This is a genomic window from Desulfosarcina sp., assembly GCF_055467485.1.
Genome location: NZ_JBUOIV010000014.1, coordinates 65,245 through 90,417 on the forward strand (window position 1 = coordinate 65,245; position 25,173 = coordinate 90,417).

Sequence of the window (25,173 nt, forward strand, 5' to 3'; positions counted from 1 at the left end):
GTGACCATCGAATTTAAATCGAAATGGCTGCCGGCCTTAATCAGTGGCCTGCTGCTCACGGCGGCGTTTCCCAAAATAGGGCTTTCGGCGTTGGCCTGGTTCGCCCTGGTCCCCCTGCATATCGCGTTACGTGAACGGACGCCCAAAGAGGCGTTCAGGATCGGGATGATCGCCGGTTTGGCGCATTACCTGACCCTGTTGTACTGGGTGGTATTCACCATGCGTACCTACGGTTACCTGCCGTGGTGGCAGTGCGTCTCCCTGCTGGTGCTGCTTGCCGCCTACCTGGCCCTTTACACCGGACTCTTTTCTCTGGCGTTGGTCCGCCTTTGTCAAAAGCCCGTCCACCTCGTGGTGGTCGCCCCGGTTGTCTGGGTGGCGCTGGAGTATATCCGCAGCTTTCTGCTGACCGGATTCACTTGGGGCACTGTTGGATATTCCCAGTTTAATCGGTTGCATATCATTCAGATCTCCGATATGTTCGGGGTGTACGGGATCTCTTTTCTGGTGGTGCTTTTCAACGCCGCCGCGTATGTGCTGTTGCTGTTCCTTGCGCGGAAAAAATGGCGGGATCATCCGGTGGACAAGCGGCATGCCGCTTTTGCCGCCGTGCTGCCCCTCATCCTGATCGGCCTCGGACTGGCATACGGCAGCACGCGGGTCAGGGCTATGGACAGCGCCATGGCAGGGGCGTTATCACCCCGCGTCGCCGTGATTCAGGGCAATATCGACCAGGCCCGGAAATGGGATCCGGCATTTCAGATCAGTACCACGAAGAAATACGTGGACCTGACGCTATCGGTCGTCCCCGATCATCCGGATCTGGTGGTGTGGCCGGAAACGGCGACCCCGTTTTACTTTGAGGCCAGCCCCAAGCTTACCCGGCTGGTGACCGACGCGGTCCGCCAAGCAGGTATCCATCTGCTGGTGGGCAGCCCCAGCGCCCAAGGAGCGGCGGGCAGTCGTGCTTATTACAACAGTGCCTATATGGTGGCCCCGGACGGCCGGACCACCGGGCGTTACGACAAGGTCCACCTGGTACCTTTCGGCGAGTATGTGCCGCTCAAACGGGTGCTGTCCTTTGTGGGCAAGATGGTTGCCCAGGTGGGAGACTTCTCGTCCGGAGAGAAGGGTCGAACCCTCGTATGGGGAGAAAACCAGCCGCCCGTTGGTGTGCAGATCTGTTTCGAGATCATTTTTCCGGCACTTTCCCGTTCTCTGGTAAGCAACGGGGCTGGCGTGCTGGTCAATCTGACCAACGATGCCTGGTTCGGCAAAAGCAGTGCGGCATATCAGCATTTTTCCATGGCGGTCTTCCGGGCGGTCGAGAATCGCCGCAGCCTGGTACGCAGCGCCAATACAGGGATCAGCGGGTTTGTGGATCCGGCTGGGCGGGTCATGGCCCACACGGCCCTGTTTGAAGATGCGGTGCTTGTCCGAGGAGTACCCATACTGACCGAACAAACCCTTTACACCCGGATCGGGGATGTCCTGCCGATTGTCTGTCTGATCGCGCTGGGCACGATGATGGGGCGGCTGATGTGTCGATATCGGCAGGAGGCACATGATGATGCCGTACCGGCCAAAATACCTGATTGGATCAAACGGTTGGTCAGTCGGGTGGTTGACAAAAGGAGATAAAAGATGAGCACCGAAGCCAAACAGACACTGAAAGAACATAGACAGAAGCTCGACCAGCTCAAGGAGTATCTTTGACTTGGCTGACCAGGAAAAGCGACTCCAGGAAATCGAAGCGGAAATTTCCCGGGATGGATTCTGGGACAATCCCGACGCCACCACTGCCATTTTGAAGGAACGCTCGCTCCTGGGCCTGCGGGTCGACGCCTTTCACGGTTTGGAAAAAGACCTGGAGGAGACGGGTATCCTTCTGGAACTGGCCGTAGAAGAAGAAGATGCGGATACGATGCAGGAAGTCTCCGGCCAGATCAGCGAACTGGGCCGGCGGTTGCACCAGTTCTCCCTGGATATGATGCTGGACGGAGTCGACGATCAGAACAATGCCATTATTTCCATTAATGCCGGTGCCGGCGGAACCGAGGCCCAGGATTGGGCTGAAATGCTCTTTCGCATGTATCTGAGATGGGTGGAGGGCAAAGGGTTTAAATCCAGCATCGTCGATTTTCAGCCCGGTGACGAGGCGGGGATCAAAAGCGTCACATTCACCGCCACCGGCCAATACGCCTTTGGCTACCTCAAGTCGGAGAGCGGCGTCCACCGGCTGGTGAGAATTTCTCCCTTCAACGCCAGCGGCAAACGCCATACCTCTTTTGCATCTGTCTTTGTCTATCCGGAATTGGACAACGAGATCGAAATAGACGTGGAGGATAAGGATCTTCGCATCGATGTCTTCCGTGCCAGTGGGGCCGGGGGACAGCACGTGAACAAAACCAGCAGCGCCGTGCGCATCACCCACCTGCCCAGCGGTATCGTGGTTCAGTGTCAGCAGGAAAAATCCCAGCACCGCAACAAGGACATGGCCATGAAGGTGCTCAAGTCCAGACTATACGAGGCGGAAAAACGCAAACAGGACGAGCGGCTGCAGGAGATCCACGACGGCAAGGACGATATTGGCTTTGGCAGCCAGATCCGTTCCTACGTGCTGCATCCCTACCAGATGGTCAAGGACCACCGCATCGGCCTGGATGTCGGCAACGTGAACAGCGTGCTGGACGGGGACATCGATGTATTCATCGAAGGGGTGCTGTTGTCGGGCAAGGCATAGTGTTCATTCAAAGCGGCATTTTTTACGGCCCAGGCCGGCGTTGTCGCGCTGCTGAAACCCGCGACGCACCGCAGCACCGCCTCCGGTTTCAGCAGCATTGCGGCCTTGGCCTGAACCAACATCTGCGATTTCTGAATGCACACGATTCGGGTAATCACCAAAAATTGAACTTCAGATATATCCCAAGGGACGCCAAAAGGTTTCTGCTTTAGCGGGATTAACAGGTATCTGTAAGCGATCCGAGATTAGACGCTATTGAACGCATTGAACCACAGCATCGACCCGGAAGCCATCATCACCCGCTTCTATCCCATCGGCAGCTATACCAGGGACCTGCTTTTGCGCCATGGAGAATTGGTGGGCCGCAAGGCGCTCGATGTTCTCGGCCAGGCCGACTGGCTGAATGCCGACCGCGAGTTCGTCGTTCAATCGGCCGTTCTCCACGACATTGGAATCGGTCGGACCCGATCTCCGCAACTGGGATGCACGGGAGCCCTGCCCTATGTGTGCCATGGCGTCGAAGGCCGGGCGATTCTCGACCGGTTGGGCCTTGAACGCCACGGGCTGGTCTGCGAGCGTCATGTGGGTGTGGGAATCGGTGCACGTCAGACCGTGCAGCGAAAACTCCCCTTGCCGGCCAGGGACATGTTCCCCCTCTCCGTGGAAGAACGTCTGATCTGCTACGCGGACAAGTTCTTCTCCAAAACAGACAACGGCCGGCATGAAAAAACCATCGACGAAATCACCGCCGGCCTGGCCCGCTACGACGCGGACTATGCTGACCGTTTCCTGGCGCTTCACCGGCTGTTCACCTGTAGGCCGGTCAATGCGGCCGGACCGCCATATCTTATCCAACCCATGGGAAGACCCGGTCATGAATCCTGACGACATTCGAAAGGCGCTTCGATTCTACTTCATCACCGATGACGGCGTACACGGATTCGCCGCACTGGATCAGGTGCGCATAGCCGTCGAGGCCGGTGCGACCATGATCCAGTACCGCAACAAGTCCTTTTCTCTGGAGAAATTCGAGGAGGTCCAGGCCATCGGCCGGCTCTGTCGCCACAAGCGGATCCCCTTTGTCGTGAACGACAACGTGCTGCTGGCCCGGGCCGTTGAGGCCGACGGCATTCATGTGGGGCAGGAGGATACGCTACCCCGGGTGGCGCGGCGAGTCATGGGACCACAGGCCATCGTCGGCGTGTCGGTCTCTACCATGGCTGAACTGGAGCGGACCGACCTGGCTTCTTGCGATTACATCGGCACCGGTCCCACCTTTCCTACCGGCACCAAGCTCGATGCCAAGGCCGCCCATGGGCTGGCCGGGCTCCGGGACATTGTCAACCGGTCGCCCGTGCCGGCGGTTGCCATCGGCGGTATCGGCCCGGCCAATGCACTGGACTGCTTCGCCCACGGCGCCGCCGGCGTCGCCGTCATCAGCTGCATAACCCGAGCCACTGATCCCGTTGAAGCCGCAGCAGCAATGGCTGCCGCGTGCGGCGTCTCGGCCGGGGGGGAACGGTAATGGACACCTCGATCGTCATCGGCGTAGACCATGCTTGACATCCGCGCCCTGGCCCTGACCGCGGCAACACGAATCCGGCCCCATGTCCGCCGGACACCCCTGGAGCCGTCCGCCGACCTGGGCCGCGAGAGCGGCGGGCCGGTGTTTCTCAAGCTGGAAAACATGCAGCATACGGGTTCATTCAAGGTTCGTGGGGCCATCAACCGCCTGCTGACCCTGGACACTGATCAGCGAAGGGCCGGCATCGTCACCGCCTCATCAGGCAACCACGGCCTGGCCGTGGCCTTCGGCATGAGCCGGTTGGGGATAAAAGGCGTCGTCTGCCTCCCGGAGGGTGCTTCCGCAGCGAAGGTTCAGCTGCTCGAGAACCTGGGTGCCGAGATCCGTTTTCACGGAACGAGCTGCGAAGTGACCGAAACTTACGCCCGCCATCGGGCAGAGAAAAACGGGCAGGTATACATCTCCCCATACAACGATCCCTTCGTGGTGGGCGGGCAGGGGACAGTCGGGCTGGAGATCATGGACCGCCTGCCCCAGGTGGACTGCATCATGGCATCGGTGGGCGGCGGTGGGTTGATCGCCGGCATCGCCGGGGCGGTGAAGGGACTGCGCCAAACGACCCGGATCGTGGGATGCCTGCCGACAAATTCGCCGGCCATGGCCGCATCCGTTGGGGCGGGGCGTATTCTGGACGTCCAATGCCTCGATACCCTGTCCGATGGCACGGCCGGCGGCATCGAGGCGGATGCCATCACCTTGGATCCCTGCCGGACCCTGGTCGACGACTGGGTGCTGGTGACAGAGGAAGAGATTCGCAGCGCCATGGTCCGCGTGTTCGACAATCACAGACTGGTGATCGAGGGCGCGGCCGGGGTTGCGGTGGCCGGCTTTCTTAAAATGGCACCTCAACTGACCGGAAAGACGGTCGCCCTGGTCGTCTGCGGTGGAAATATCGATGCGGGGCTGTTCAAGACCCTTGTATGTCCGTCAGTGTCTTAATCCTCAGCGTGAGCATCTATTCGACATGGGCATCAGAAGACGGTTATATTACGCGGCGGTCATACTCATCGGGACCATGCTGGTGGGAAGCACGGGCTACTTCATCATCTTCGAGGGCAAGTCCAGCTACTTAGACTGCCTTTACATGACCGTCATTTCCCTGACCACCGTGGGCTACGGTGAAGTGCTGGGAATTACCGGAAACCCCCGTGCCCAGATCTTCACCATGCTGCTGATCACCTTCGGCATGGGCATCATCCTCTACAGCATCAGTACGGTGACGGCCATGCTGATCGAAGGTGAATTGACCGGTATGCTCAGGAGACGGAAAATGGAAAACAAGATAAAGGCCCTGTCCGGCCATTACATCGTCTGCGGCGGAGGGGAGACCGGTTTTCCCCTGGCGGTCGAACTGGTGACCAGCAAAGCCAAAGTGGTCCTGATCGAACAGGAGGGTGCCGTCATCGAGGAGTCTCGACAGATCAAGGGCCTTTACCATATTCACGGTGACGCCACCGACGACAAGAACCTGGTCGCCGCCGGAATCGAGCGGGCCACCGGCATCACCATCTGCCTGCCGTCGGACAACGACAACCTGTATATCACCATGACCGCCCGCATGCTCAACCCCACGGCGCGGATCATCAGCCGCATGACCAACAGCCGGCTCAAACCCAAACTGCTCAAGGCCGGCGCCACCTCGGTGGTCTCCCCCAACGCCATCGGTGCGCTGCGCATGGCGTCCGAGATGATTCGGCCGGCAGCCGTGGATTTTCTCGACAACATGCTTCGAAGCGAGCGGGGAGAGATGCGTATTCACCAGATTGCCGTCAACGGCAACTCCACGCTGGCTGGGAAGACAATCATGAAATCCGGTCTCAGAGACCAGTTCAACCTGCTTCTGCTGGGGGTGCAGCGGCAAAACGACGAGTTCGAATTCAGGCCGCCGTCGTCCTTTGTATTAGAAGCGGGGATGACTCTGATCGTCATGGGGGATATCGAGAATATCGATCGTGCCCGGGAAGCGCTGTGACCGGCGGTTGACCCGAATGTCGATTCGAGGTGGAGACGCCCGCTACATGGCGTTGCCTGCTTCGGTCATAAATCGTCCGGCGACGCAGACGGCGGACATGGCCGCCACGCATTCGATAAGTTCGGGCAGGGAGATCTGCCGGTTGAAGGCGCCCAGGTGGGGGCCGCTGGAAATGAGAATGTCCTTTTCACCCCGCTTGAACCCGTTGCGCTGGACCGCGTCGTATCCCCGCATGTTCAGGAAGTCGAAAAACTCGCTGTCGGTCAGCGCGTCCTGATCGTTCCGGCGCAGCAGTTCGGTCATGTAACGGTCCACACCCATCTCATCCACCATTCGCAGGACGAGTCGATCCAGGTCCACCGGCAGCGTCGGGGCGGTCGATGTTCCGGTAAACCCGGTAAAGTAGCCTTCGAACACCTCCAGTATCATCGCGTGCAGAAGCTGCCGGTCGAAGAGATCTCTCGCGTCCACCGGCTGCCCGTTGTTATCCAGCCCCATTCTTGTTTTGTCCCGGGCGCGAAAATGGCTTCCGGCGACCAGCAGCAGGCTCAGGAAATGCCTGCCGATATGCCGGTAAAGGCTGAGACTGCAACCGTTGAAGGCCTTCAGGTGTTCGAAGTCCCTCAGCCCGGATAGCCCCAGATTGGGAAATGCGCAGGAATCCAGCCACTGGTCTAACCGTCCCGAACGAAACCACTGATAGCGTCCCTGATCGTCGCGGCGCAACCGCTGGGTGCGGTTGTGAAACAGCGGGATCGGTGCATCGTGGATCACTCCTCTGGCTGTCAGCCAGCCCAGCAGGTAGGCGTTGCGCCCCAGCATCTCCCGTGCGGATTTTCCATCGACATGCGGATCGTTGGGATAAACGAAATAATCCCGGTGGGTGAGAAAGGCAATCGCCAGGCCATCGGGGTGCCTCTGGACGGTGGCAGGCGGAGCCAGTGGAATGCGGGTGATTCTGAAAACACGCTGGTCCTGAACGCATAGGGGCCTGGGAATGTGGAACCGGCGGCCAGCCGCGTAATCCGGTTGCTTCAGCCTTTCCATCCAGCGGACCTCTTTCTGCAGGCCCGCCGCCGTGTCTCCCTGTTTCGCCAGTTTGACAACCAGCAGGCGATCCTTGCCCGACATTTCAACTACCAGGCTTCTGCCGATATAGCGGGGGATGCCGGTCTTCGTCAGGCCGTTGATCGTCATCAGCTGCGTCCAGGAGATCGCCGGCAACGTTTTACCGCGATCCAAACCCAGCCGCTTTCCGCTAATCTTGACGGGCAGGTTTCCCAGCGCCTCGGCCACGCCCCGGTGGGCGCTGCCCTCGGTTTGAAGGAGCAGATGGCTCAGGGTGGTCAGTGCCATTGATCCCAGGCCGTTGCTGCCCGGCCCGGTGGCCAGATCGGTCAATGCCAATGCGGCTTCCCGGTAGAGAAAATAGGACTGCCGGTGGTTGCCGAAGGAGCCCGAGAGCAGGAGCTGCTCCAGAGCACGGATGGTGTGCCTGTCGAGCACACCCGGGTGCTTTTGTGCCAGCCGGCGAAGGTCGGCGACGGCATGGTATTTGGCAATGACATCGAAGTGAGGATCGGCGAGGGCGTTTTCGGCCTGGTCTTTCAAGTTTTGATGATAGGATTCATACGGATCGGTTCTGCAGATGAACGGCAGATGTCCATCCTTTCGGTTCATTCAGATCGCCTGCGGACACAGCAGGTCTGCCATCTCGGCAAGGTGCCGGATGTGGTGGTCGGCGTTCAGATCGGGGTTGCGATAGGCCACAAAGGCAATCCCGGCGGCTTTGGCCGCGATTTCGTCTACCAAGGAGTCGCCCACATAGACCACTTCATCGGCGGATACCGAAAAGTGGTCGATTACCTTGACCAGCGCTTCGGGGTGGGGTTTGGGAAACTGAACGTCCAGGGCGCAGACCACCAGGTCGAAGAGGTGGTCGATGTGGTGGTCCGCCAGTACTTGGGCCATGGTGTCCGTGCGGTTGGTGGCCACCGCCGTTTTAAAGCGCGGGCGAAGCGTTTCCAACAGCGGCACCAAGCCCGGTTCCATCTGCATGAACTTCAAAAAGGGTTGGTACCCCAACTGTCTGCGGTAAATGTGGGCGGCCTTGCGGGTGGTGTCGTCACTGATCAGGTAGGCCAGGGATTCATCGACGGTATGCATGTGGACGTAGGCCAACTGCTCCGGCAACATGGCCGGCAGGTGGCAATAGTCCAGCAGGTGGTTGTAGTAAGCCCGGTTGGCCTCCTGGGAATCGAACATGACGCCGTCGCAGTCGAAGGCGACCACCTTGGCGGGGCTTTTCACTGGCATAACTGCTTTCCCATCCGGAAAAGCACCGACAGAATCGTGTCGGTGCTTTTCATTGTTCATCCATAAATGGCATCTTGCGCCCCGGTCCTGTGTTCCCGTATTTTGGAGATCCTCGACCTAGCGCTGCTACGCCTGCGGTTTCAAAAATACGGCGGCCTCGATCCAGACCACAATCTTCACATTCTGGATGAACACCCTAAGCCCGATCATGCCGATGGCCGGCGGTGATTATCCGTCACTGGCACTTTTTTTCGGTGGCGTGGGCACGGGTTGAGGCGACGCCGAAAGGATCTGGCCATACACCGGAATGGTTATCGTGGGTTTGATGCTGCTGTCCGTGGTCAGGGTCACCGTGTCCGCATAGCGCCCGGCGACCATTTTTTTGTTAGCAATGGTCAGGATATAGCCGTCTCCATCGGCCCTGCTGAACTCCTTGACATCGAATTCGATATCGTTGCCGTTTCTGGCGTTTACCTGGAGAATCTTGAATGGATAGGCTTTCTCGCGGGTAATGGTGATCGCCTTTTTAATGTCGGTTCCCGCTTGGCCGACCAGACGGGCATACGCCGGATCCATGCGCGCAAAGTGGGATACCGTGCCGGTAATGTTCAATGTGACCCGTTGGTTGTCCGGGTCGCTGGTGAAAACCTCGATGTTTTTCTTCAGCGTCCTGCCGCCGTAACCGCTGGTGTTGACCTTGATGTTGATTATTCCCTCGCCGCCGGCGGGGATCTGCCTCGGGTAGGAGGCGACCGAGCATCCTCAGCCGGTCTTGACCTCGGTTATGGCAAGGGGGGCGTCTCCGGAATTTTTAATGGTAAATCCATGGGTGATCTGGGTGCCGTCCACCACGGGGTCGAATTCATATTTCAGTTCGGGCAGCTCCACTACGGGCTTTTGAATGGCCGTGACGGCGGAGGGTTCCTGACCGGTTGATTCCTTGCCATCCGACGCCCATGTGGTGGCCGCAGCGACCCACAGGATCACGATAGTTGCTATGAATGCACACATACGGAGTTTCATGGATGGTTCTCCTTAGTTGGCATATAACGCGGAAAAGCGTCCTTTATTGGGTTGATTGACCAAAAAGCTATTTTTAAGCTTCGGCGGCGATCCTGTCAAGCTACATCAGAAAAATCGGGTCCACGTCAACAGAGACCTTGATCTGCCTGCCGGCGGGTGTGGCACGCTGATCCATGATCAGTTCATGGGCAAACCGGTGAAGCATCGATGTGTCCGGACTTTTGACCAGGATCTGCCAGCGATGGTGGTTGGCAATGCGTGACAGCGGCGCTTCGATGGGGCCCATTACTTGAACTCGCGGGTGATACGGTCCGCTTGCCGTCAACAGGTCGCGGCACTTCTCCCCCAATGCACTGGCACGGGCGGCGGTCTGCTTCGGATCTTTACCGGATATGCGCACGGCAATCATGCGGGAAAAGGGCGGATAGCCCAGGGCTTTTCGAAAGCCGATTTCCTGATTGAAAAAGGCTTTGAAATCCTGGTTTTTCGCCGCAAGAATGCTGAAGTGGCCCGGGTTGTAAGTTTGCAGAATCACACGGCCGGGCTGATCGCCGCGACCTGCCCGGCCCGCCACCTGGGCCAGCAGCTGAAAAGTCCGCTCCCCGGCGCGAAAGTCAGGGAAATTCAGGGTCAAGTCGGCACAGACCACCCCGACTAGGGTGATGCCCGGAAAATCGTGCCCCTTGGCCACCATCTGGGTGCCCACCAGGATGTCGATCCGGCGATGCTTCAGATCTTTCAGAAGGCTTACGATCGAGCCTTTTCGGGTCATGGTATCCCGGTCCATGCGTGCCACCCGTGCATCGGGAAACAATTGGGTCATCGCCTCCTGAATTTTTTCCGTTCCCACCCCCAGCAGCCTTATTTTATCGGACCCGCAGGACGGGCAGGAGGACACGGCGGCTTTGGAAAACCCGCAGTAGTGACAGCGAAAGGCGTTGACCCGTTTGTGCAGGGTCAGGGAAATATCGCAGTTTTTACATCGGATGGGCTGGCCGCATTGCCCGCAGATGGGAAAGGCGGAGAAACCCCGGCGGTTGAGAAAGATGAGGGCCTGGTTTCCATCGTCCAGGGTCTTGCGGATTTCCTGCTGCAGCGGTGCGGTGATGTAGCGGCGGATACCCCGGTCGTCGCGACTTTGGGAAAGGTCCACAGTTTGGATGGCCGGCAGCGGCTGGCGATTGACCCGCCGTTTTAAACTGGCAGTCTCATATTTGCCCACGCTGACGTTGTACCAGGACTGCACCGACGGTGTCGCCGATCCCAGGATGGCCAGGGCATTGTGGTGGCGGGCCCTCACCACGGCCAGATCCCTGGCGTTGTAGCTCAGCCCGCCTTCCTGTTTGTAGGAGGCGTCGTGCTCCTCGTCGACAATGATCAGGCCGACATCACCAAAAGGGGCGAAGATGCATGACCGGGCACCGATGGCGATGGTCGCGTCCGATTGGGCGATGCGAAGCCACTGGTCGTAGCGTTCGCCCTGTGACAGGCTGCTGTGCAGGACCGCCACCGTTTCACCGAAGCGGGCGCGAAACTGGCGTTCGGTCTGAGAGATCAGGGCGATTTCCGGTACCAGCACCAGCACACGGAGCCCCTTGTCCAGAGCGGCCCGCGTCAGCCGAAGATAGACTTCGGTTTTTCCGCTGCCGGTGACGCCGGCCAGCAGGACCGTTTTGAATCCCTGGCCCAGCAGCGGCACCGTGGCGCTCACCGCTTCCGCCTGCTCAGCGGTGAGCCGGGGCGGGATGTCCGGTTCGATGGGGTCGCCGAACGGGTCCCGGTAGACCGCCTTTTCGTAAACGGCAACCTGGCCGGCCTTCTGCATGGCACGCACCAGTGCCGGAGCGGTGGGGACCCGGGTCTTGAGTTCCGGAATCGTCAGGTCGCCTTCGGTTTCCAGGGCGTTCCGGATGATTTTGCGCTGCGCAGACAGGCGGTGGGAAGTGGGTGCGGTTTCTTTAACGGTTACCCACCGGACAGTTTTGGGTCCTATCTGACGGCCCTTGATCTGCCGGTCCACCTGGATCCACCCCCGCTCTCGCATCAGATGGATCAATCCCCATGAGACGGGTTGGCCGATTTCTTTTTGCAGGTGTTTGATGGCAGACGGGCGTTTTGCCAATGCCGACAGGATAGATCCTTCCAAGGGCGAAAGGGGTGACGATGCCGAGGCCGCCAGACCTGCCTCGCCGATGGACAGGACGGCGATGTCGGTCAGGTTCAGTCCGGCCGGCAGGGCGGTATGAATCACCAGCCCCAGCGGGTGAATGTAGTAGGCGGCAATCCATTCGAAAAAGGGAATCATGGTTTCCGGGAAAAGGGGTGTCTCGTCGAGCACATCCAGGATATGCTTGATCTCCATCGAATCCATTTCAGCAGTTGGCTCGCCTGCCGGGCCGACCAGGTAGCCGGTTACCTTGCGTTTGCCAAAGGGCACCAGGACCCGTTTTCCCGGACAGGCCTGCAGGGCCAGGTGCGCCGGGACACTGTAGTGGAACGTATTATGGACCGGCAAGGCCACGGCCACCGGAACGATATGCCGGCGATCGATCATTTGATTTTCCTTGACAGGGGTCACGGCTTCTTTTAGGTATGAATTTCATGGTGTTGCGAACAGTTGCCCCAATGGCAAGCTAGCCGGTTCGAGGCATTATAGACCCGGAAGGAGACGCTTTCAACCATATCATGCGTTGCATGTCGTCCCAATACCTGCTAATATCTTTAAATTCGACGGTTTATCCGTCTGCTAACAGTGAGTGAAGGCACTCATAACAACCAAAGGAGGAAACGGTATGAACGGGATCCTGAAACGCGTAATCATCCTGCTGACCACCATGGCATTGGTTGCGGTTCCCTGCATGACCAGCTTTGCCGCGGGGCTTGAACAGGATGACGACCTCATTGCCGGCAAAATGGCTGCCGAAGTGGTTGTCAGGCCATTGGGGATTTGCGCCACGGTGATCGGCGGTGTGATTTTTGTCGTAACCCTGCCGTTTTCTGCCCTGGGTGGAAACACCAACGCCGCTTACGACTACCTGCTGGCCGACCCTTTCAAATTCACCTTCAGCAGACCGCTGGGTGAATTCTAACCATCCCATTAATCAGCAATTGCCATAAGAGCGGCCCGGTGATCGGTCACCGGGCCGCTAAAAGGAGGACGTGTGCCCGTACATCTCGTCGAACACCCGTTGATCAGACACAAAATCGGCCTCATGCGGGTGCATGATGTGACCACCAAGAAATTTCGGGAGTTGGCCAATGAGCTGGCCACCCTGCTCACCTATGAGGCCACCAAGGATCTGGAAACCGAAACCCTGACCATCCGGGGGTGGGCGGGCGACGTGGTTGTTGAAAATATCAAAGGCAAGAAGATCACCGTGGTTCCGATTCTTCGCGCAGGCCTGGGTATGATGGACGGCGTGCTCAACCTGATCCCGTCGGCCAAGGTGAGCGTGGTGGGGCTGTATCGCAACGAGGAGACCCTGGAACCCGTGCGCTACTACGTCAAGATGACCAGCAACATGGAAGAGCGGATCGCTCTGATCCTGGACCCCATGCTGGCCACGGGCGGCACCCTGGTCGCCACCATCGACCTGTTGAAAGAATCCGGCTGCAAGCAGATCCGGGGGCTGTTTCTGGTTGCCGCGCCCGAGGGGCTCAACCGGCTGGAAAAGGCCCATCCCGATGTGGATGTGTATGTGGCGGCGATAGACGAAAAACTTAATGACATCGGTTATATCATACCGGGTTTGGGAGACGCGGGAGATAAGATCTTCGGAACCAAATAAGGTCGTCGTAAAAAACAATCGTGCCATCGAATCCTGATGGACCCCGTGTCATGCCTTCCGGTAAACCCGATTTAGCGGTGAATCCGGACTGACTCTTTCTCTCCACCATCTTCCGGACGACCTCGGCAACGATATGGATCAAGCGTCTGTTGGCCAAACGGGCGCTTCTTTTTTTTCTGGTCTACCCCGGATGATCTCCTTTCTCGATGGGCCGGCTTTTTCAGCGAAGCAGGAATCGGTATAGCCAGCGGTGGATCCAGCGGCCGTAGGGCGGCCAGGCCAGACGCGTGCTGTTGATCCGCCCCCGGGTGAAGACCGGCCGCGCTTTGGAAAAGGCCAGAAAGCCGGCCTCGCCGTGATACGCGCCCATGCCAGACTGCCCAACTCCGCCGAAAGGCAGGTCCTCCTGAGCGACGTGGGCAAGGGTGTCGTTGACGCACACCCCCCCTGACCGGGTCTGGTCGAGAACGCGTTGGGTCCGCTTTCTGTTTTGATCAAAGTAATACAGGGCAAGCGGTCGGGGCCGACCGTTCACAAAGTCGACAGCCTCGGACAGCTTCCGGTAGGTGACGACGGGAAGGATCGGGCCGAATATCTCCTCTTGCATGACGGCCATGGTGTCGGTGGGATCGAGAACCAGCCACAGCGGCATCTTACCGCCGTCTGAAAAAGTTTCCGCCGATGGGTTGACCTGCAGCAGACGTCCGCCTTTTTCTCTTGCATCTGACAGATAGCCGGAGAGCCGGTCGAACTGGCGCTGGTTTACGATGGCGGTGTAGTCCGGGTTGGCTGCCATGGTGGGATACAGGCGGGCGACGGCATCTGAAAATGCCTGTATAAACGTATCCAGGCGGTTCTCCGGGCAGAGGAGATAGTCAGGCGCGATGCAGGTCTGCCCCGCATTGAAGCACTTGCCGAAGGCGATTCGTCCGGCAGCGGTGTCAATGGGGTAGTCCGGTGCCACCAGTGCCGGGGATTTCCCCCCCAATTCAAGGGTGACGGGGGTCAGATGGTCGGCGGCCGCGCGCATGACTTGGCGGCCGACGGCAGTTGAGCCGGTGAAGAGCAGGTGGTCAAAATCCAGCCGTGAAAAAGCCGCGGCGATATCGGCACCCCCGGTTACAACGGATACGTGATCGTCGGCGAACAGTCCGGACAGCAGTTCTCGAAGGATCTGCGTGGTGTTGGGCGTGTGTTCGCTGGCTTTGATCAGGACCCGGTTGCCGGCAGCCAGGGCGCCGGTCAGCGGCCCGATGGTCAGGTAGACGGGGTAGTTCCACGGTGAAATGATGCCTACTACGCCCAGTGGCTGATAGAGCACCCGTGCCTGCGCGGGTTGAAATATCAGTCCGGCCCGCCGCCGGTCGGGCCGCATCCAACGACTCACATGAGCTTTTGCATACCGGATGCCTTCCAGACTGGGAAAGATTTCCGCCAGCAGGGTCTCGTCGCGGCTGCGTCCGTTGAAATCCTGGTCAATGGCCTCGGCGAGGCGATGCCGGATCGCCTTCAGGGCAGAGGCCAGTCGCGCGAGGTCCTCTTTCCGCCGCTCGGCCGAGGGCATCGGGTCCTTTTGAAAGGCGGCGCGCTGGCTGTCGAGCAACTGCTGCATGGCACGGTGAGGTCGATCCGGCGTGTCTGGCTGCATGGCTGATTTTGCTCCTGTTTGAGATTGATCGATGCACTAACTTAAGCATCCCTGGAACCTTCGAAAGCGTCCCTAATTGAAAAAACTTGTCATCGCGTCTTGGGCAACGTATCTTGATCAGATCGTCTGTCGACGATCGAATGACTATTTTCCACCAACTGCCGCCCCATCGCAAGGCCGGAATCCATGAACGCATCTTTTGTGACCACACTGCGCGTATTCGTTCCATTTGCCGCCGGATATTTCCTTTCTTACCTGTACCGGGTGGTCAACGCAGTCATCGCTCCGGATCTGGCGGGCGATATGGGTATCGGCCCGTCGGCCCTGGGATTGCTGACGGCCACCTATTTCATTTCCTTTGCATCATCGCAATTGCCGCTGGGGGTGCTGCTGGACCGCTTCGGTCCCAGGCGAATGGAAGCGTTCCTGCTGCTTTTCGCCGGGCTGGGGGCCTTTCTTTTTTCCCGATCCGGATCGTTGGCCGGCCTGGTGGTGGCGCGGGCCTTTATCGGCTTCGGCGTGTCGGCCTGCCTCATGGCTGCCTTTAAAGCCTACACCCTGTGGTTTCCCAAGGAGCGCTGGCCGCTGGTAAACGGATTTCAAATGGCTGCCGGCGGCTTCGGTGCCCTGGCAGCGACGGCTCCCGTGGAGGCGGCACTGCACATCACCGACTGGCGCGGCGTCTTCGCGGTTCTGGCCCTGCTCACCCTGCTGGTGGCCGTGGCCGTTTACACGGTGGTTCCCGAAAAGCCGTCCAGCGGAACCGGCGAAGGATTAAAGAGCCAGTTGATGGGTGTCAAGACCGTGTTCACCAGCCTTGAATTCTGGCGGGCGGCACCGTTAACCACCTTGTCCCAGGCGACCTTTCTTTCCATACAGGGGCTCTGGGCCGGACCCTGGCTCAAGGATGTAGCCGGGCTGGAGCGAACTGCCGTGGCCAATGTGCTGCTTTGGATTGCCGTGGCCATGATCGCCGGATTCATCCTGCTGGGGTTGCTGGCCGAGCGATTGAGCCGTTCGGGCATCAGCGTGCTTACCACGGCGGTGACAGGGATGGGTCTGTTCATGGGCGTTCAGGCACTGGTCCTGGTGGGACCGGTGCGTTGGGCGCTGCTCACCTGGGTGCTGTTTGGTTTCTTCGGTACATCGGGTATCATTGCCTATGCCGCCCTATCGCAGCGATTCCCGGTTCAGCTGTCCGGCCGGGTCACCACCGCCGTCAATCTGTTGGTGTTTATCGCCGCCTTTTTGGGTCAGTGGGCCATCGGGGCCATCATCGGCTGCTGGCCGGTCGATGCAGGCGGTAAATACGCGCTGCCTGGCTATCGAAGCGGGTTTTTTGTCATGTTGGCCCTTCAGGCGATAACGCTGGTCTGGTTTTTCATGGCCAGCCGGATGATCAGCAGCCGCAAAAAGGGATAGCCGCCTTCATTGGCTATGGGCAACGCAAGGGGGGATCGACATGAAAATTTATACCGGCACGGGAGACAGGGGCAAAACCAGCCTTTTCAGCGGAGAACGGGTATCAAAGAGCAGCCCGCGCCTTGAGGCCTATGGCGATCTGGACGAACTCAATTCCGTGATCGGAGCGGTGGCGGCGGCTTTGGACGATGGGCAATCCGGATTGAAGGCTGAAATCCGGGCCATTCAGGCGCTGCTGCTGGAATCCGGCGCCTGGCTGGCGACAACTCCCGGTGCCGAATCCAGCCGTTTTTTAAAACCGTTTACCGGTGGCCCCGCCAATATGTTGGAAGCCGCCATCGACCGGATGAACGTATCCCTGCCCGAACTGAAGCATTTTATCCTGCCCGGGGGGCACCTGTCCGCATCACTGGCGCATATGGCCCGCACGGTTTGCCGGCGAACGGAACGACGGGTCATCGAGCTGGTTGAATACGAGGATGGCGAATCGGGTGCCACCGAAACCATGAAACATATCCTCGTATTCCTCAACCGGCTTTCCGATTACCTTTTTGTACTCGCCCGATGGTGCAATCATAACCAGGGGCAGGCGGATGTGCAGTGGAACGGGTAGGCGGTATGCCGCGTTTTCGCACTCGCCTGGTTCACCGGCGTTGGCTGGCCCCCGGCATCCTTGAACTGCGCCTGGCCCGACCGGAGGATGTCGCATTCATTCCCGGGCAGTTTCTGCGGTTTGTCATGGATGGCTACGAGCGGGATTACACCATGGTTTCGGCACCGGACGCGGCGACGATCGATTTTTGCATCGCCGTGGTGGACGGGGGGCGGTTTTCCAGTGACATCCAAAAGGCCGGTGCTGATGCCTCGTTTCAGTTGACCGGGCCCCACGGTCATTTCGTATTCCAGGGCCCGGCGAATCCGGCGGTGTTCGTGGCCACGGGAACCGGCGTTGCCCCTTTTGTGGCCTTTTGCCGGAGCGGGGTGGACAACGGCCTCCTGCTTCATGGCGTCGGCACGGCTGACCGGCTGATCTACCGGGATATTCTGCAGTCAAGCCTGGGTGACTATGTGCCTTGTATCAGCCGAATTCCCGAAAAGATGGATCGCCCGGCAAACGCTTTTCGGGGCCGGGTCACCCATTACCTGGAGCGGCAGCTTAAACCGGGCACCTATGACTTTTATCTGTGCGGTCGGGGGGCCATGATCCGGGATGTCACGGCGTTGATAGACCAGCAGTTCGGCGATTCGAGGCTGTTTATCGAAACCTACGACTAGCTATATTGTCTGGAAAACCATCCGCTTTCCGCTGTTGTCGTAACGAACCATTTTGGCACTGAGCGTGCGTTCTTCGCCAAAGATGTTGACCAGCCGCATGCCGCCGGCCACCTCTTCGATGAGGTCCACATTTTCCAGCACTTTTTCTTCGACCCCGTTGGTTACGATAAATACATTGACGTCGCACATCCTGATTCTCCGTTTCTCTCTTCCCGGTCTGCAATGCAAGGGCCGGGGTGATGGGTGTGTGGCCGGCCGGATATGAATGCGGTTGATATTGTCCGCCAAATGGCTATATTGCCTACGTCCGGTGGCGATTGATAATACCGCATTTACTCCTTCAATAAAAGGTGTCGGCACCATGTTTAAACTGGCCGCCAAAGAGGCGCTCATCCTGATCGGCACCGCCACGGCGATTGCCATTGCCGTCTATGCGGTCAGACCCGACAAGATCGGACTCATTCCTGCATCGCCAATTCAGGACGCCGGGCAGCAGTCGCCCGCCGAAAGCGATTATTCTGAAATCTCCATCGAGGACGCCGTGCGCCTCCACCGGGAAGGGGGCGCCATTTTTGCCGACTCGCGGCATGCCGCCGATTACGAAGCGGGACACATCCAGGGAGCCGTTCACCTGTATGCGGTAGATCAGGAGAACGGGTTGCAGGAATTTCTGACCACCACCGACCCGGCGACCACGATCATCACCTATTGCGACGGCGCGGACTGCCACTTGGCCCAGGCGCTGGCCGAACTGCTTTTTTACAATGGGTTCGACAATGTCCACTATCTAAAAAACGGCTGGACCCGCTGGCGCGAGGGCGGCTTTGCGGTAGAGTAAGCTTTCGATCGACCCCCACTTCGGCGAACCTTCACCCGGATTTAGAAAAATTACAAATTTACTAAATATATAAAAAGTAATGTATTAAAATAGTATTGACACGTGTGCTTCCATTCCTATTTTATGGGCACGAGATCGAGAATGGCAATCAACCAACACAGAGGGAGGACAATTTATGCAACTCGTCAGATTCAATCCGACCATAAATATAGTTAATTACGTAAGACCCAGGAATCATCTTTTCAATGATTTCTTCGGCGACCTTTTCTGGGGTGAGCGGGCGGATGTAAGCCTGGGATGGAACCCAAAGGTGGATGTCTTCGAGGAAGCCGACCGCATCGTCATGAAAGCTGAACTGCCTGGTGTGGCTAAAGACCAAATCGCCATCGACGTCAACGGCCGGGTGCTCACCGTAAAAGGCGAGCGTTCATCCGACAACCCGGTCAAGGCAGATAATTACTACCGGCGTGAATGTTCATATGGTAGATTCGAGCGCTCCTTTACCCTGCCCGCTGAAACGGACTCCGAAAAGATCAAGGCCGATTACAAGGACGGTGTGCTAACGCTCACCATCCCCAAGCCGGATGCCGGCAAGACCAAGCAGATCACCGTCCAATAACACGGATGGACATTGACACAAAAGGGCATGGGCGGGTGTTGCGGCCATGCCCTTTTGCATTTGAGCCTACTGCCGATACGGATCCGCGGTGATACCGTAACGGCGCATGATCTGTTGAAGCGCCTGGCGCTCCAGCCCGCAGGCTTTAGCCGCCTGGGTGACATTTCCCTGGCTCAGGGAAAGCATGTGGCCGATATAGGCGGCATTGAAGGCTTGCAGATTGTTCTCTTTCGCCACTTTGTAGGGCAGGTCAAGAGAAGGCGTGATCTCGGCGGTAGCCCCGGATGGCGGCTTTCGCCCGATGCCCACGTCGGCGGGCGTGATTTCGTCGGTAGCGGAAAAGAGAATTCCCTGCACGATCATGTTCTCCATTTGACGCACATTCCCCTCCCATCGGCGGCCGATAAAAAGGTCCATCAATTCCGCTGAAAAATGCTTAAGCGGCTTGTCCAGTTTGAGGCAGTGCTTTTTCAGCAGGTGATTGGCGATCAGGGGGATGTCTTCAGGCCGTTCGCGAAGCGGCGGCAATTGGATGGGCAGCACGTTGAGGCGGTAAAAAAAATCCTCCCGGAAATCACCCGATTTGATTTTTTCGGCCAAGGGCTGGTTGGTGGAGGCGATAATTCTTACATCCACGTGGACAGGCCGTGCGTCGCCCAGGGATTTGATCTCTTTCTCCTGAAGAACACGCAGCAGCTTGGTTTGGATGGTGGGCGTGATGTCTCCGATTTCATCCAGAAATATCGTACCGCTGTGGGCCTCCTGGAACAGGCCTTTCTTGTCTCGGGTCGCGTGGGTGAACGCCCCTTTTTTGTAGCCGAACAGCTCGCTTTCCAGAATCTGCTCCGGAACGGTGGGGCAGTTTACCGCGATGAAGGGCCGCTTGCTGCGATTGCTCAAGGCGTGGACCGCTCGGGCGGCCAGATCCTTGCCGGTTCCCGACTCACCGGTGATCAATACGGTGAGTTCGTTTTTGGCAACCATCTGGATGGTTTCATACACCCGTTGCATCTTGGGGCTCTTTCCAACCAGTTCCTGGAACATTTCCGTAGAATGACACTCATGCTGCAGCCTCAGGTTCTCTTTGAGCAGGCGGCTTCGTTCGAAGGCCTTTTCCAGACGCATGACCAGCGCATCGTGATCGAATGGCTTGGTGACGAAATCATAAGCGCCCCGCTTCATGGCCTCCACGGCCATCTCGATATGCCCATATGCGGTCATCATCACCACCGTCACCTCATCACCGCGGTCGGCTTTAATCTGCTCCAACACTTCGAGTCCGCTGATGCCCGGCATCTTGATATCTGCCAGGACCAGGTCGTAATCGGCGGCCCGCATCATTTTCAGGGCCGCTTCCCCCGATGAGGCGGTATCGACCTGACAACCCAGCTCGGGCTCGAGACTGCGCTTCAGCAGGGTGAGCATGTCTGGTTCGTCGTCTACGATTAGAAGATTCTGTGGCATGGTTTATCTCCCTGAAAGGGGGTGTGAGACGGGCAGGGACAGCGTGAAGGTAGCGCCCTGTCCGCGTTCACTTTTTACGCTGATGTTGCCGCCGTGTCCCTTGATGATGCCGTAGCTGACCGAAAGCCCCAAACCGGTACCCTCGCCGGTGGGTTTGGTGGTGAAAAAGGGGTCGAAAATCCGCAGCAGGTTTTCCTTTTCAATACCGTGCCCCGTATCCGACACCTCCACCGCGATGCGGCTGCCCGACTCATTCAGCCCGGTGGTAATGGTGATGGTGCCATTCCGGTCGACTGCATGGATGGCATTCATCAACAGGTTGATGAGCACCTGCTTGATCTTCTTTTCATCCATGAGCACCAGGGGGAGGTCGGGCGCAAAAGCGGTTACGATCTGAATGTTTTCCAGGTTGCTGTGGTGGCGCACGAAACCGATCACCTCGTCGATCACCGCGTGGATGTCCATATTTTCTTTCTGGGCGCTGGACGTGCGCGCAAAGTTGAGCAGGTCTTCGACGATGGCCTTGCAGGATTTGACATGTTTTTCGATGGTTTTCAGGTCATTGAATCGGTCTGAATAGGGGTGCTCGCTTCGCATCAAGAGCTGGGTGTAACCTAAAATAATGCCCAATGGATTGTTGATCTCGTGGGCGATTCCGGAGGAAAGCTCGCCGATGGAGGCCAGTTTGTCGGCTTGGGCCATCTGTTTTTGCATCAACCGACGCTGTTCGATGTCCTTGATCAGAAAATGAATGGTCTCACCCTCCTCGGCGGGACTCTTGGCCAGGCTGCCGGAAAGCAGCATCCGACGCCGGGTGCCGTCTTTCAGTACCAGATCGAACTCTTCACTCGAGATAAATCCGCGAGCTTCGATTTGTCGACTGATTGCATCCCAGTCGTCGGGGCCCGATAAGAAATCCTGGAAAGCGTACCCATGGATCCAGTTCTCGCTGTCGGCCGCGTTGAAGCCGACCATGCTTCTGCCTGCCGGGTTCAGGTTGACGATTTGGCCATCCTTGCGGGTCACCATGATCATGTCTTTGGAAACTTCGAAAATCCGTCGGTACTTCTGCTCTGAAATGACCAGTGCCTCGGTGCGCTTATCTACCAGTTGCTCCAGGTTCTGATTGAGGTAAAGCAATTCTTCATGGGCATTCTGCAGCGCCTGGCGGTCTTTCAGAATCGTGCCGTAAATCGCCCATGTCCGTTCGAAAAAGAGCGTGACCGATCCCACCATGACAAAGGTAAAGGTGTTGATGGCGCCGGAAAAAGGCTGGATGGCCGCCCACAGGTCAGGTTGATCGGACAGCAGAAAAACCTGTTTGAGCAAGTGGCCGGCGGACCGGGAAATGGCGAACACGAACAGCGCAAAGCATACCCATAACAGGTAGGTGACGATGATGTTGTTGGGGTCTTTGCGCTTGAGCCGCAGGCACAGTCCGAAACTCAGAAATGCAAAGACAATCATCAGGATGGACCCGACGACATCCACCGACCAGATAGGGATCAGGGATGCATTCATCACCGGACATTCGAGCCGGATTCAACCGGCCCGACCTCTTTGAGCATGTGGCGCAATCCCAGCATCAGGAAGATCATGGCCGGCACGCAAAGCAGGTGATCCATTTTTGCCAGGTAATAGACGGCCGACAGCCATGTGCGGTCGCCGACGGCCACGACCCGGATCTGCCAGTCGCCGAGATTGTCCACCGCGACGGCCTGGATCTGTTCATCCAGGAAGTGCACCAGGAACGTGTCGACATTCCAGAGAATAAAGAACAGTGCCGCATACTGGATGTAGCGCCACCCGGGGGCTTTCACGAGCCCCGCCCGCCTGAGCCAGTAGATGAGCAGCACCATTGAAAACAGGAAGAACAGGTGGGCGAACTGGTGGACCCACACCCCTTCGATGCCCGCATGACCCTGGGTGGCAAGGGACGGCGTACTTGAAAACAACGTGACGCAGAAACACCAGCATGCCGCTGCATAAGGTAAAAAACTGCCAGTGATCTGTCGGATCGTGCGCATTTTGATATATTTCACACCCCTGATAAAACAGCGTTGAGATCGACAGGCCGTCAACCCCTCCGCACGCCTCTAATTCCCGATGGGGTGTGTCAGGTCTTTTTCGTGCGTTGATGGCTGGGATTGTCGGCGGCATCCAGCATTTTCTGCACGCCTTTGAAATAGGGCAGATAGGGCCTCATATATTTGAACAGGATGCGGGCGAGAATATACATGGGTATGAACGTGAACATATAGCCCACACCGTCTTCGAACAGAAGGGAGAGAGGGGCCGCCACCGGGAAATCAACATCGGCGAAGCGTGTGCCCAGCCACCCCATGGCAAAGGGAAGCGGCCACAGAATGCCGGCGCTGTATGCCACCATAGTGAAAAAACCCTTGCCCCAGATATCGGTGGCCTCTTTGTTCAGTGCCTTGTAGCTCACTTTGTCGCCGGCCTGGTAGGCAGCCATGGACAAGCGTTCTTTTTCCTTTATTTCAGCCGTTATCCGATCTACGTATGGCTTATTGAATTTGAGCGCCAGAGAAACGGACAGTTCACCGACGATGACACACAGAAAAGAGAGGTTGAAAGTCCCGATCAGAAAATTGGCGATAGGAAGGTCGGTCATCCGATAAAAAAAGATCAGAAAGAGATCCATATTGACATAGATGCTGTGCAAGATATTTTCCATGGCCACGTCGGCGACGAGTATCGATTGGGTTCGGTGACATCGCTGATGGGCGATTTGCCGGCAGGGCCGGTGCCAGGCTGAAACCGGGCACCGGGCCTGTCAGCATGTTAATTGAACAACCAACTGCGGTGCCCTACAGCATGGCGATACCGAAAAAACCTCTCAAGGTATAGCGCAAACCGATGTAAAGCGCCAGGAAGATGAATATACCCTTGAGGACCTTTTCGGGGATGTACTTGCCGGTTCGCGGACCGATCATGGAACCGATGAAGATACCGATCAACTCCACACCAATCAGTGACCAGTGTACCATGACACCCTTGAGGACCATGAAGTTGAAAATCGCGAAAATCATGCCGATCAGGACCGACAGGGCGGACGTTCCCGCGACGACGAACATGGGCAGGCCGACCACACTAGTGAGGAAGGGTACATACAGGAAACCGCCGCCGATACCCAGGAACGAAGCCAGCGCGGAGATGAAGAAGCCGCCTGCCAGGGCCCACAGCGGGCTGAAGGTAAACGTCTGACCGAAAAAGGAAATCTCGGTTTTGGCCAGGCTCCATTTGGAGGTTTTAACCCCTTGGTCTTCAATGGCAACCTTTGCCTTGGCGGCCTCCTCGAAGGCCTTGGCGGCTGCTTTGGCTGCCTTTTTGGACGCCTGGCCTTTGGGCGTCATTTCATAGACCATGAATCCGCCGATGATGAAGACTACCAGTCCGAAGTAGCCCTGGTACTGGGAAAATTTGACTTTACCCGCACTGGTGTATACCACGATCAGGGTGGCCAGCAGGGCACCGATACCCAGAAAGATACCCAGGGAGGCAACCAGGCGTTTCTGTTTCCAGTAGTTAAAGCTGGAGACCAGAGCGGAGGTTCCCACCAGCCACTGGTTGGAGACCCGGATACTGTCGGTGATGGTCTTGTTCAAACCGGGCGCGGTGTCCTTGAAAGTTTTGGCATAGGCTCCCAGACCATATATCGTGATGTGACCAACGCCGGCCATGATGCCGCCGAAGGCGCCGACTGTCGAGAAGATCCAGCCGACCCAAATGGCCCACAAGAAGCCGACGATGGGGTTGAGTTGAGGTGCACCGGGAATCCCCAGGTAACCGGGTGCGGCGTTGGGATCGATCTGGCCTTTTTCAGTTCCCTGGGGTGCTTTGGCAATGGCCTCTTCCAGGTTGGCGGCTACTGCATTGCCGGTGGTCAGGAAAACCGGCACGGCCACGATGGAAAAGATCGTCAGCAGCACCATGAGCAACGTTACATTCTTATTCATAATTCTCCTCCAGGATGTTGATAGTACTGGCCGAAATGCTTGCCGGCCATTTCCCACTGTCATGAAAAACCAAAAAACTTAAATTTGTCAAAATGTTACGATTTTCAATCATCACCCCCTGACTATTGGAATAAAATGACTGCCCGCTACTGAGCAAGTTGCGTGCCACCGGATGATAATCGGGGATGCTCCCGGATTATGTAAAAAAAATAACGATATCAAAAGGATAACGACTTTCATGCCGAACGGTTAGGCGCCTGTCATCCGCTTCGTCGGGCGGCTATTCTTCTTTTTGTGCAACAAAAATGTTGCCACTGTACTATTCTGTTGAATTAACAGCATTTAACAAAACCAGGCGAAGTGCAACAAAAATATATCACTGCATTAAGAAAAATGCACAACGGTTGCCCAAACCTCCTCATGCCAACCAATAACGCCCAAAGCCGATGGGTTGTCCGAAGGTAAGAAGCTGAAATGACGCTGTATTGAGTTTCAGTTGG

General features: G+C 57.6%; 24 protein-coding genes. 13 read left to right on the top strand and 11 right to left on the bottom strand.

Annotation, left to right across the window (positions count from 1 at the left end; all coding sequences use genetic code 11):
* From lnt to ACZCED_RS09255, 6 genes are all read left to right on the top strand, one after another.
* Complete coding sequence (gene lnt / locus ACZCED_RS09230; protein ID WP_464860674.1) at positions 1 to 1,641, top strand: apolipoprotein N-acyltransferase; 1,641 nt, start codon at positions 1 to 3, stop codon at positions 1,639 to 1,641.
* A 3-nt stretch (positions 1,642 to 1,644) separates the two neighbouring features.
* Positions 1,645 to 2,743 (top strand): peptide chain release factor 2 gene (prfB, locus tag ACZCED_RS09235; protein WP_462969286.1). Its coding sequence is split into 2 segments (ribosomal slippage): positions 1,645 to 1,713 and positions 1,715 to 2,743, totalling 1,098 coding nucleotides; the frame shifts between segments, so codons are not numbered across the junction.
* A gap of 255 nt (positions 2,744 to 2,998) precedes the next feature.
* Complete coding sequence (locus ACZCED_RS09240; RefSeq protein ID WP_462969285.1) at positions 2,999 to 3,628, top strand: phosphohydrolase; 630 nt, start codon at positions 2,999 to 3,001, stop codon at positions 3,626 to 3,628.
* Positions 3,618 to 4,268 (top strand): thiamine phosphate synthase, encoded by a 651-nt coding sequence (thiE, locus tag ACZCED_RS09245; protein WP_462969284.1) that lies wholly within the window; start codon positions 3,618 to 3,620, stop codon positions 4,266 to 4,268. The genes ACZCED_RS09240 and thiE overlap by 11 nt, the downstream gene beginning before the upstream one ends.
* A 30-nt stretch (positions 4,269 to 4,298) precedes the next feature.
* Positions 4,299 to 5,267 carry a threonine/serine dehydratase gene (locus ACZCED_RS09250; RefSeq protein ID WP_462969283.1) on the top strand — a complete coding sequence of 323 codons (969 nt, stop codon included), beginning with the start codon at positions 4,299 to 4,301 and terminating at the stop codon, positions 5,265 to 5,267.
* 25 nt (positions 5,268 to 5,292) lie between these two features.
* Entirely contained in the window at positions 5,293 to 6,300 is a 1,008-nt protein-coding gene (locus ACZCED_RS09255; protein WP_462969282.1) for a potassium channel family protein, read from the top strand.
* A gap of 42 nt (positions 6,301 to 6,342) precedes the next feature.
* Here ACZCED_RS09255 and ACZCED_RS09260 read toward each other — a convergent pair whose 3' ends face one another.
* From ACZCED_RS09260 to priA, 4 genes are all read right to left on the bottom strand, one after another.
* Positions 6,343 to 7,980 carry a SidJ-related pseudokinase gene (locus ACZCED_RS09260; protein WP_464860675.1) on the bottom strand — a complete coding sequence of 546 codons (1,638 nt, stop codon included), beginning with the start codon at positions 7,978 to 7,980 and terminating at the stop codon, positions 6,343 to 6,345.
* Positions 7,981 to 8,616 (bottom strand): HAD family hydrolase, encoded by a 636-nt coding sequence (locus ACZCED_RS09265; RefSeq protein WP_462969280.1) that lies wholly within the window; start codon positions 8,614 to 8,616, stop codon positions 7,981 to 7,983. It lies immediately after the preceding gene.
* Between the two features lie 228 nt (positions 8,617 to 8,844).
* Positions 8,845 to 9,639 (bottom strand): OS_HP2 family (seleno)protein, encoded by a 795-nt coding sequence (locus tag ACZCED_RS09270; protein WP_462969279.1) that lies wholly within the window; start codon positions 9,637 to 9,639, stop codon positions 8,845 to 8,847.
* A gap of 100 nt (positions 9,640 to 9,739) precedes the next feature.
* The gene (gene priA, locus ACZCED_RS09275) at positions 9,740 to 12,193 is read right to left on the bottom strand and encodes a replication restart helicase PriA (RefSeq protein ID WP_462969278.1); all 2,454 of its coding nucleotides are present in this window, start codon (positions 12,191 to 12,193) and stop codon (positions 9,740 to 9,742) included.
* Between the two features lie 238 nt (positions 12,194 to 12,431).
* Here priA and ACZCED_RS09280 point away from each other — a divergent pair, with 238 nt between their 5' ends.
* Positions 12,432 to 12,728 carry a hypothetical protein gene (locus tag ACZCED_RS09280; protein ID WP_462969277.1) on the top strand — a complete coding sequence of 99 codons (297 nt, stop codon included), beginning with the start codon at positions 12,432 to 12,434 and terminating at the stop codon, positions 12,726 to 12,728.
* A gap of 72 nt (positions 12,729 to 12,800) precedes the next feature.
* Entirely contained in the window at positions 12,801 to 13,427 is a 627-nt protein-coding gene (gene upp / locus ACZCED_RS09285) for a uracil phosphoribosyltransferase (protein WP_462969276.1), read from the top strand.
* A gap of 220 nt (positions 13,428 to 13,647) precedes the next feature.
* Here the strand turns inward: upp and ACZCED_RS09290 are convergent, their stop codons facing one another.
* Positions 13,648 to 15,075 (bottom strand): coniferyl aldehyde dehydrogenase, encoded by a 1,428-nt coding sequence (locus tag ACZCED_RS09290; protein ID WP_462969275.1) that lies wholly within the window; start codon positions 15,073 to 15,075, stop codon positions 13,648 to 13,650.
* 186 nt (positions 15,076 to 15,261) lie between these two features.
* Here ACZCED_RS09290 and ACZCED_RS09295 point away from each other — a divergent pair, with 186 nt between their 5' ends.
* Genes ACZCED_RS09295 through ACZCED_RS09305 form a run of 3 tightly spaced genes read left to right on the top strand, consistent with a single transcriptional unit; the run spans position 15,262 to position 17,772 of the window.
* Positions 15,262 to 16,497, top strand: a complete 1,236-nt coding sequence (locus ACZCED_RS09295; RefSeq protein ID WP_462969274.1) for an MFS transporter — start codon at positions 15,262 to 15,264, stop codon at positions 16,495 to 16,497.
* Positions 16,498 to 16,537: 40 nt separating this feature from the next.
* On the top strand, positions 16,538 to 17,110 hold the full coding sequence (locus tag ACZCED_RS09300) for a cob(I)yrinic acid a,c-diamide adenosyltransferase (RefSeq protein ID WP_464860676.1): 573 nt from the start codon (positions 16,538 to 16,540) through the stop codon (positions 17,108 to 17,110).
* A 5-nt stretch (positions 17,111 to 17,115) separates the two neighbouring features.
* Complete coding sequence (locus ACZCED_RS09305; RefSeq protein WP_464860677.1) at positions 17,116 to 17,772, top strand: ferredoxin--NADP reductase; 657 nt, start codon at positions 17,116 to 17,118, stop codon at positions 17,770 to 17,772.
* Here ACZCED_RS09305 and ACZCED_RS09310 read toward each other — a convergent pair whose 3' ends face one another.
* The gene (locus ACZCED_RS09310; protein ID WP_464860678.1) at positions 17,773 to 17,961 is read right to left on the bottom strand and encodes a CooT family nickel-binding protein; all 189 of its coding nucleotides are present in this window, start codon (positions 17,959 to 17,961) and stop codon (positions 17,773 to 17,775) included. It lies immediately after the preceding gene.
* 172 nt (positions 17,962 to 18,133) lie between these two features.
* Here ACZCED_RS09310 and ACZCED_RS09315 point away from each other — a divergent pair, with 172 nt between their 5' ends.
* Both ACZCED_RS09315 and ACZCED_RS09320 read left to right on the top strand, forming a co-directional pair.
* Entirely contained in the window at positions 18,134 to 18,610 is a 477-nt protein-coding gene (locus ACZCED_RS09315) for a rhodanese-like domain-containing protein (RefSeq protein ID WP_462969270.1), read from the top strand.
* A gap of 175 nt (positions 18,611 to 18,785) precedes the next feature.
* The gene (locus ACZCED_RS09320) at positions 18,786 to 19,229 is read left to right on the top strand and encodes an Hsp20/alpha crystallin family protein (protein ID WP_462971016.1); all 444 of its coding nucleotides are present in this window, start codon (positions 18,786 to 18,788) and stop codon (positions 19,227 to 19,229) included.
* Positions 19,230 to 19,295: 66 nt separating this feature from the next.
* Here ACZCED_RS09320 and ACZCED_RS09325 read toward each other — a convergent pair whose 3' ends face one another.
* From ACZCED_RS09325 to ACZCED_RS09345, 5 genes are all read right to left on the bottom strand, one after another.
* The gene (locus ACZCED_RS09325) at positions 19,296 to 20,693 is read right to left on the bottom strand and encodes a sigma-54-dependent transcriptional regulator (RefSeq protein ID WP_462971015.1); all 1,398 of its coding nucleotides are present in this window, start codon (positions 20,691 to 20,693) and stop codon (positions 19,296 to 19,298) included.
* Between the two features lie 3 nt (positions 20,694 to 20,696).
* Positions 20,697 to 22,214: a two-component system sensor histidine kinase NtrB gene (locus ACZCED_RS09330; protein ID WP_462971014.1), complete on the bottom strand. Its 1,518-nt coding sequence runs from the start codon at positions 22,212 to 22,214 to the stop codon at positions 20,697 to 20,699.
* Complete coding sequence (locus ACZCED_RS09335; RefSeq protein ID WP_462971013.1) at positions 22,214 to 22,720, bottom strand: hypothetical protein; 507 nt, start codon at positions 22,718 to 22,720, stop codon at positions 22,214 to 22,216. The genes ACZCED_RS09330 and ACZCED_RS09335 overlap by 1 nt, the downstream gene beginning before the upstream one ends.
* An 89-nt stretch (positions 22,721 to 22,809) precedes the next feature.
* Positions 22,810 to 23,391, bottom strand: coding sequence for a hypothetical protein (locus ACZCED_RS09340; RefSeq protein ID WP_462971012.1), 582 nt, complete (start codon positions 23,389 to 23,391; stop codon positions 22,810 to 22,812).
* Positions 23,392 to 23,524: 133 nt separating this feature from the next.
* Complete coding sequence (locus tag ACZCED_RS09345; RefSeq protein WP_462971011.1) at positions 23,525 to 24,673, bottom strand: sulfite exporter TauE/SafE family protein; 1,149 nt, start codon at positions 24,671 to 24,673, stop codon at positions 23,525 to 23,527.
* Positions 24,674 to 25,173: the final 500 nt, after the last annotated feature.

Coding starts and splice junctions, on each gene's coding strand:
- thiE (WP_462969284.1), top strand. CDS start 3,618: ATGAATCCTGACGACATTCGAAAGGCGCTTCGATTCTACTTCATCACC.
- ACZCED_RS09250 (WP_462969283.1), top strand. CDS start 4,299: ATGCTTGACATCCGCGCCCTGGCCCTGACCGCGGCAACACGAATCCGG.
- ACZCED_RS09255 (WP_462969282.1), top strand. CDS start 5,293: ATGGGCATCAGAAGACGGTTATATTACGCGGCGGTCATACTCATCGGG.
- ACZCED_RS09260 (WP_464860675.1), bottom strand. CDS start 7,980: ATGAACCGAAAGGATGGACATCTGCCGTTCATCTGCAGAACCGATCCG.
- ACZCED_RS09265 (WP_462969280.1), bottom strand. CDS start 8,616: ATGCCAGTGAAAAGCCCCGCCAAGGTGGTCGCCTTCGACTGCGACGGC.
- priA (WP_462969278.1), bottom strand. CDS start 12,193: ATGATCGATCGCCGGCATATCGTTCCGGTGGCCGTGGCCTTGCCGGTC.
- ACZCED_RS09280 (WP_462969277.1), top strand. CDS start 12,432: ATGAACGGGATCCTGAAACGCGTAATCATCCTGCTGACCACCATGGCA.
- ACZCED_RS09290 (WP_462969275.1), bottom strand. CDS start 15,075: ATGCAGCCAGACACGCCGGATCGACCTCACCGTGCCATGCAGCAGTTG.
- ACZCED_RS09295 (WP_462969274.1), top strand. CDS start 15,262: ATGAACGCATCTTTTGTGACCACACTGCGCGTATTCGTTCCATTTGCC.
- ACZCED_RS09300 (WP_464860676.1), top strand. CDS start 16,538: ATGAAAATTTATACCGGCACGGGAGACAGGGGCAAAACCAGCCTTTTC.
- ACZCED_RS09305 (WP_464860677.1), top strand. CDS start 17,116: ATGCCGCGTTTTCGCACTCGCCTGGTTCACCGGCGTTGGCTGGCCCCC.
- ACZCED_RS09310 (WP_464860678.1), bottom strand. CDS start 17,961: ATGTGCGACGTCAATGTATTTATCGTAACCAACGGGGTCGAAGAAAAA.
- ACZCED_RS09315 (WP_462969270.1), top strand. CDS start 18,134: ATGTTTAAACTGGCCGCCAAAGAGGCGCTCATCCTGATCGGCACCGCC.
- ACZCED_RS09320 (WP_462971016.1), top strand. CDS start 18,786: ATGCAACTCGTCAGATTCAATCCGACCATAAATATAGTTAATTACGTA.
- ACZCED_RS09325 (WP_462971015.1), bottom strand. CDS start 20,693: ATGCCACAGAATCTTCTAATCGTAGACGACGAACCAGACATGCTCACC.
- ACZCED_RS09330 (WP_462971014.1), bottom strand. CDS start 22,214: ATGAATGCATCCCTGATCCCTATCTGGTCGGTGGATGTCGTCGGGTCC.
- ACZCED_RS09335 (WP_462971013.1), bottom strand. CDS start 22,720: ATGCGCACGATCCGACAGATCACTGGCAGTTTTTTACCTTATGCAGCG.
- ACZCED_RS09340 (WP_462971012.1), bottom strand. CDS start 23,391: ATGGAAAATATCTTGCACAGCATCTATGTCAATATGGATCTCTTTCTG.
- ACZCED_RS09345 (WP_462971011.1), bottom strand. CDS start 24,673: ATGAATAAGAATGTAACGTTGCTCATGGTGCTGCTGACGATCTTTTCC.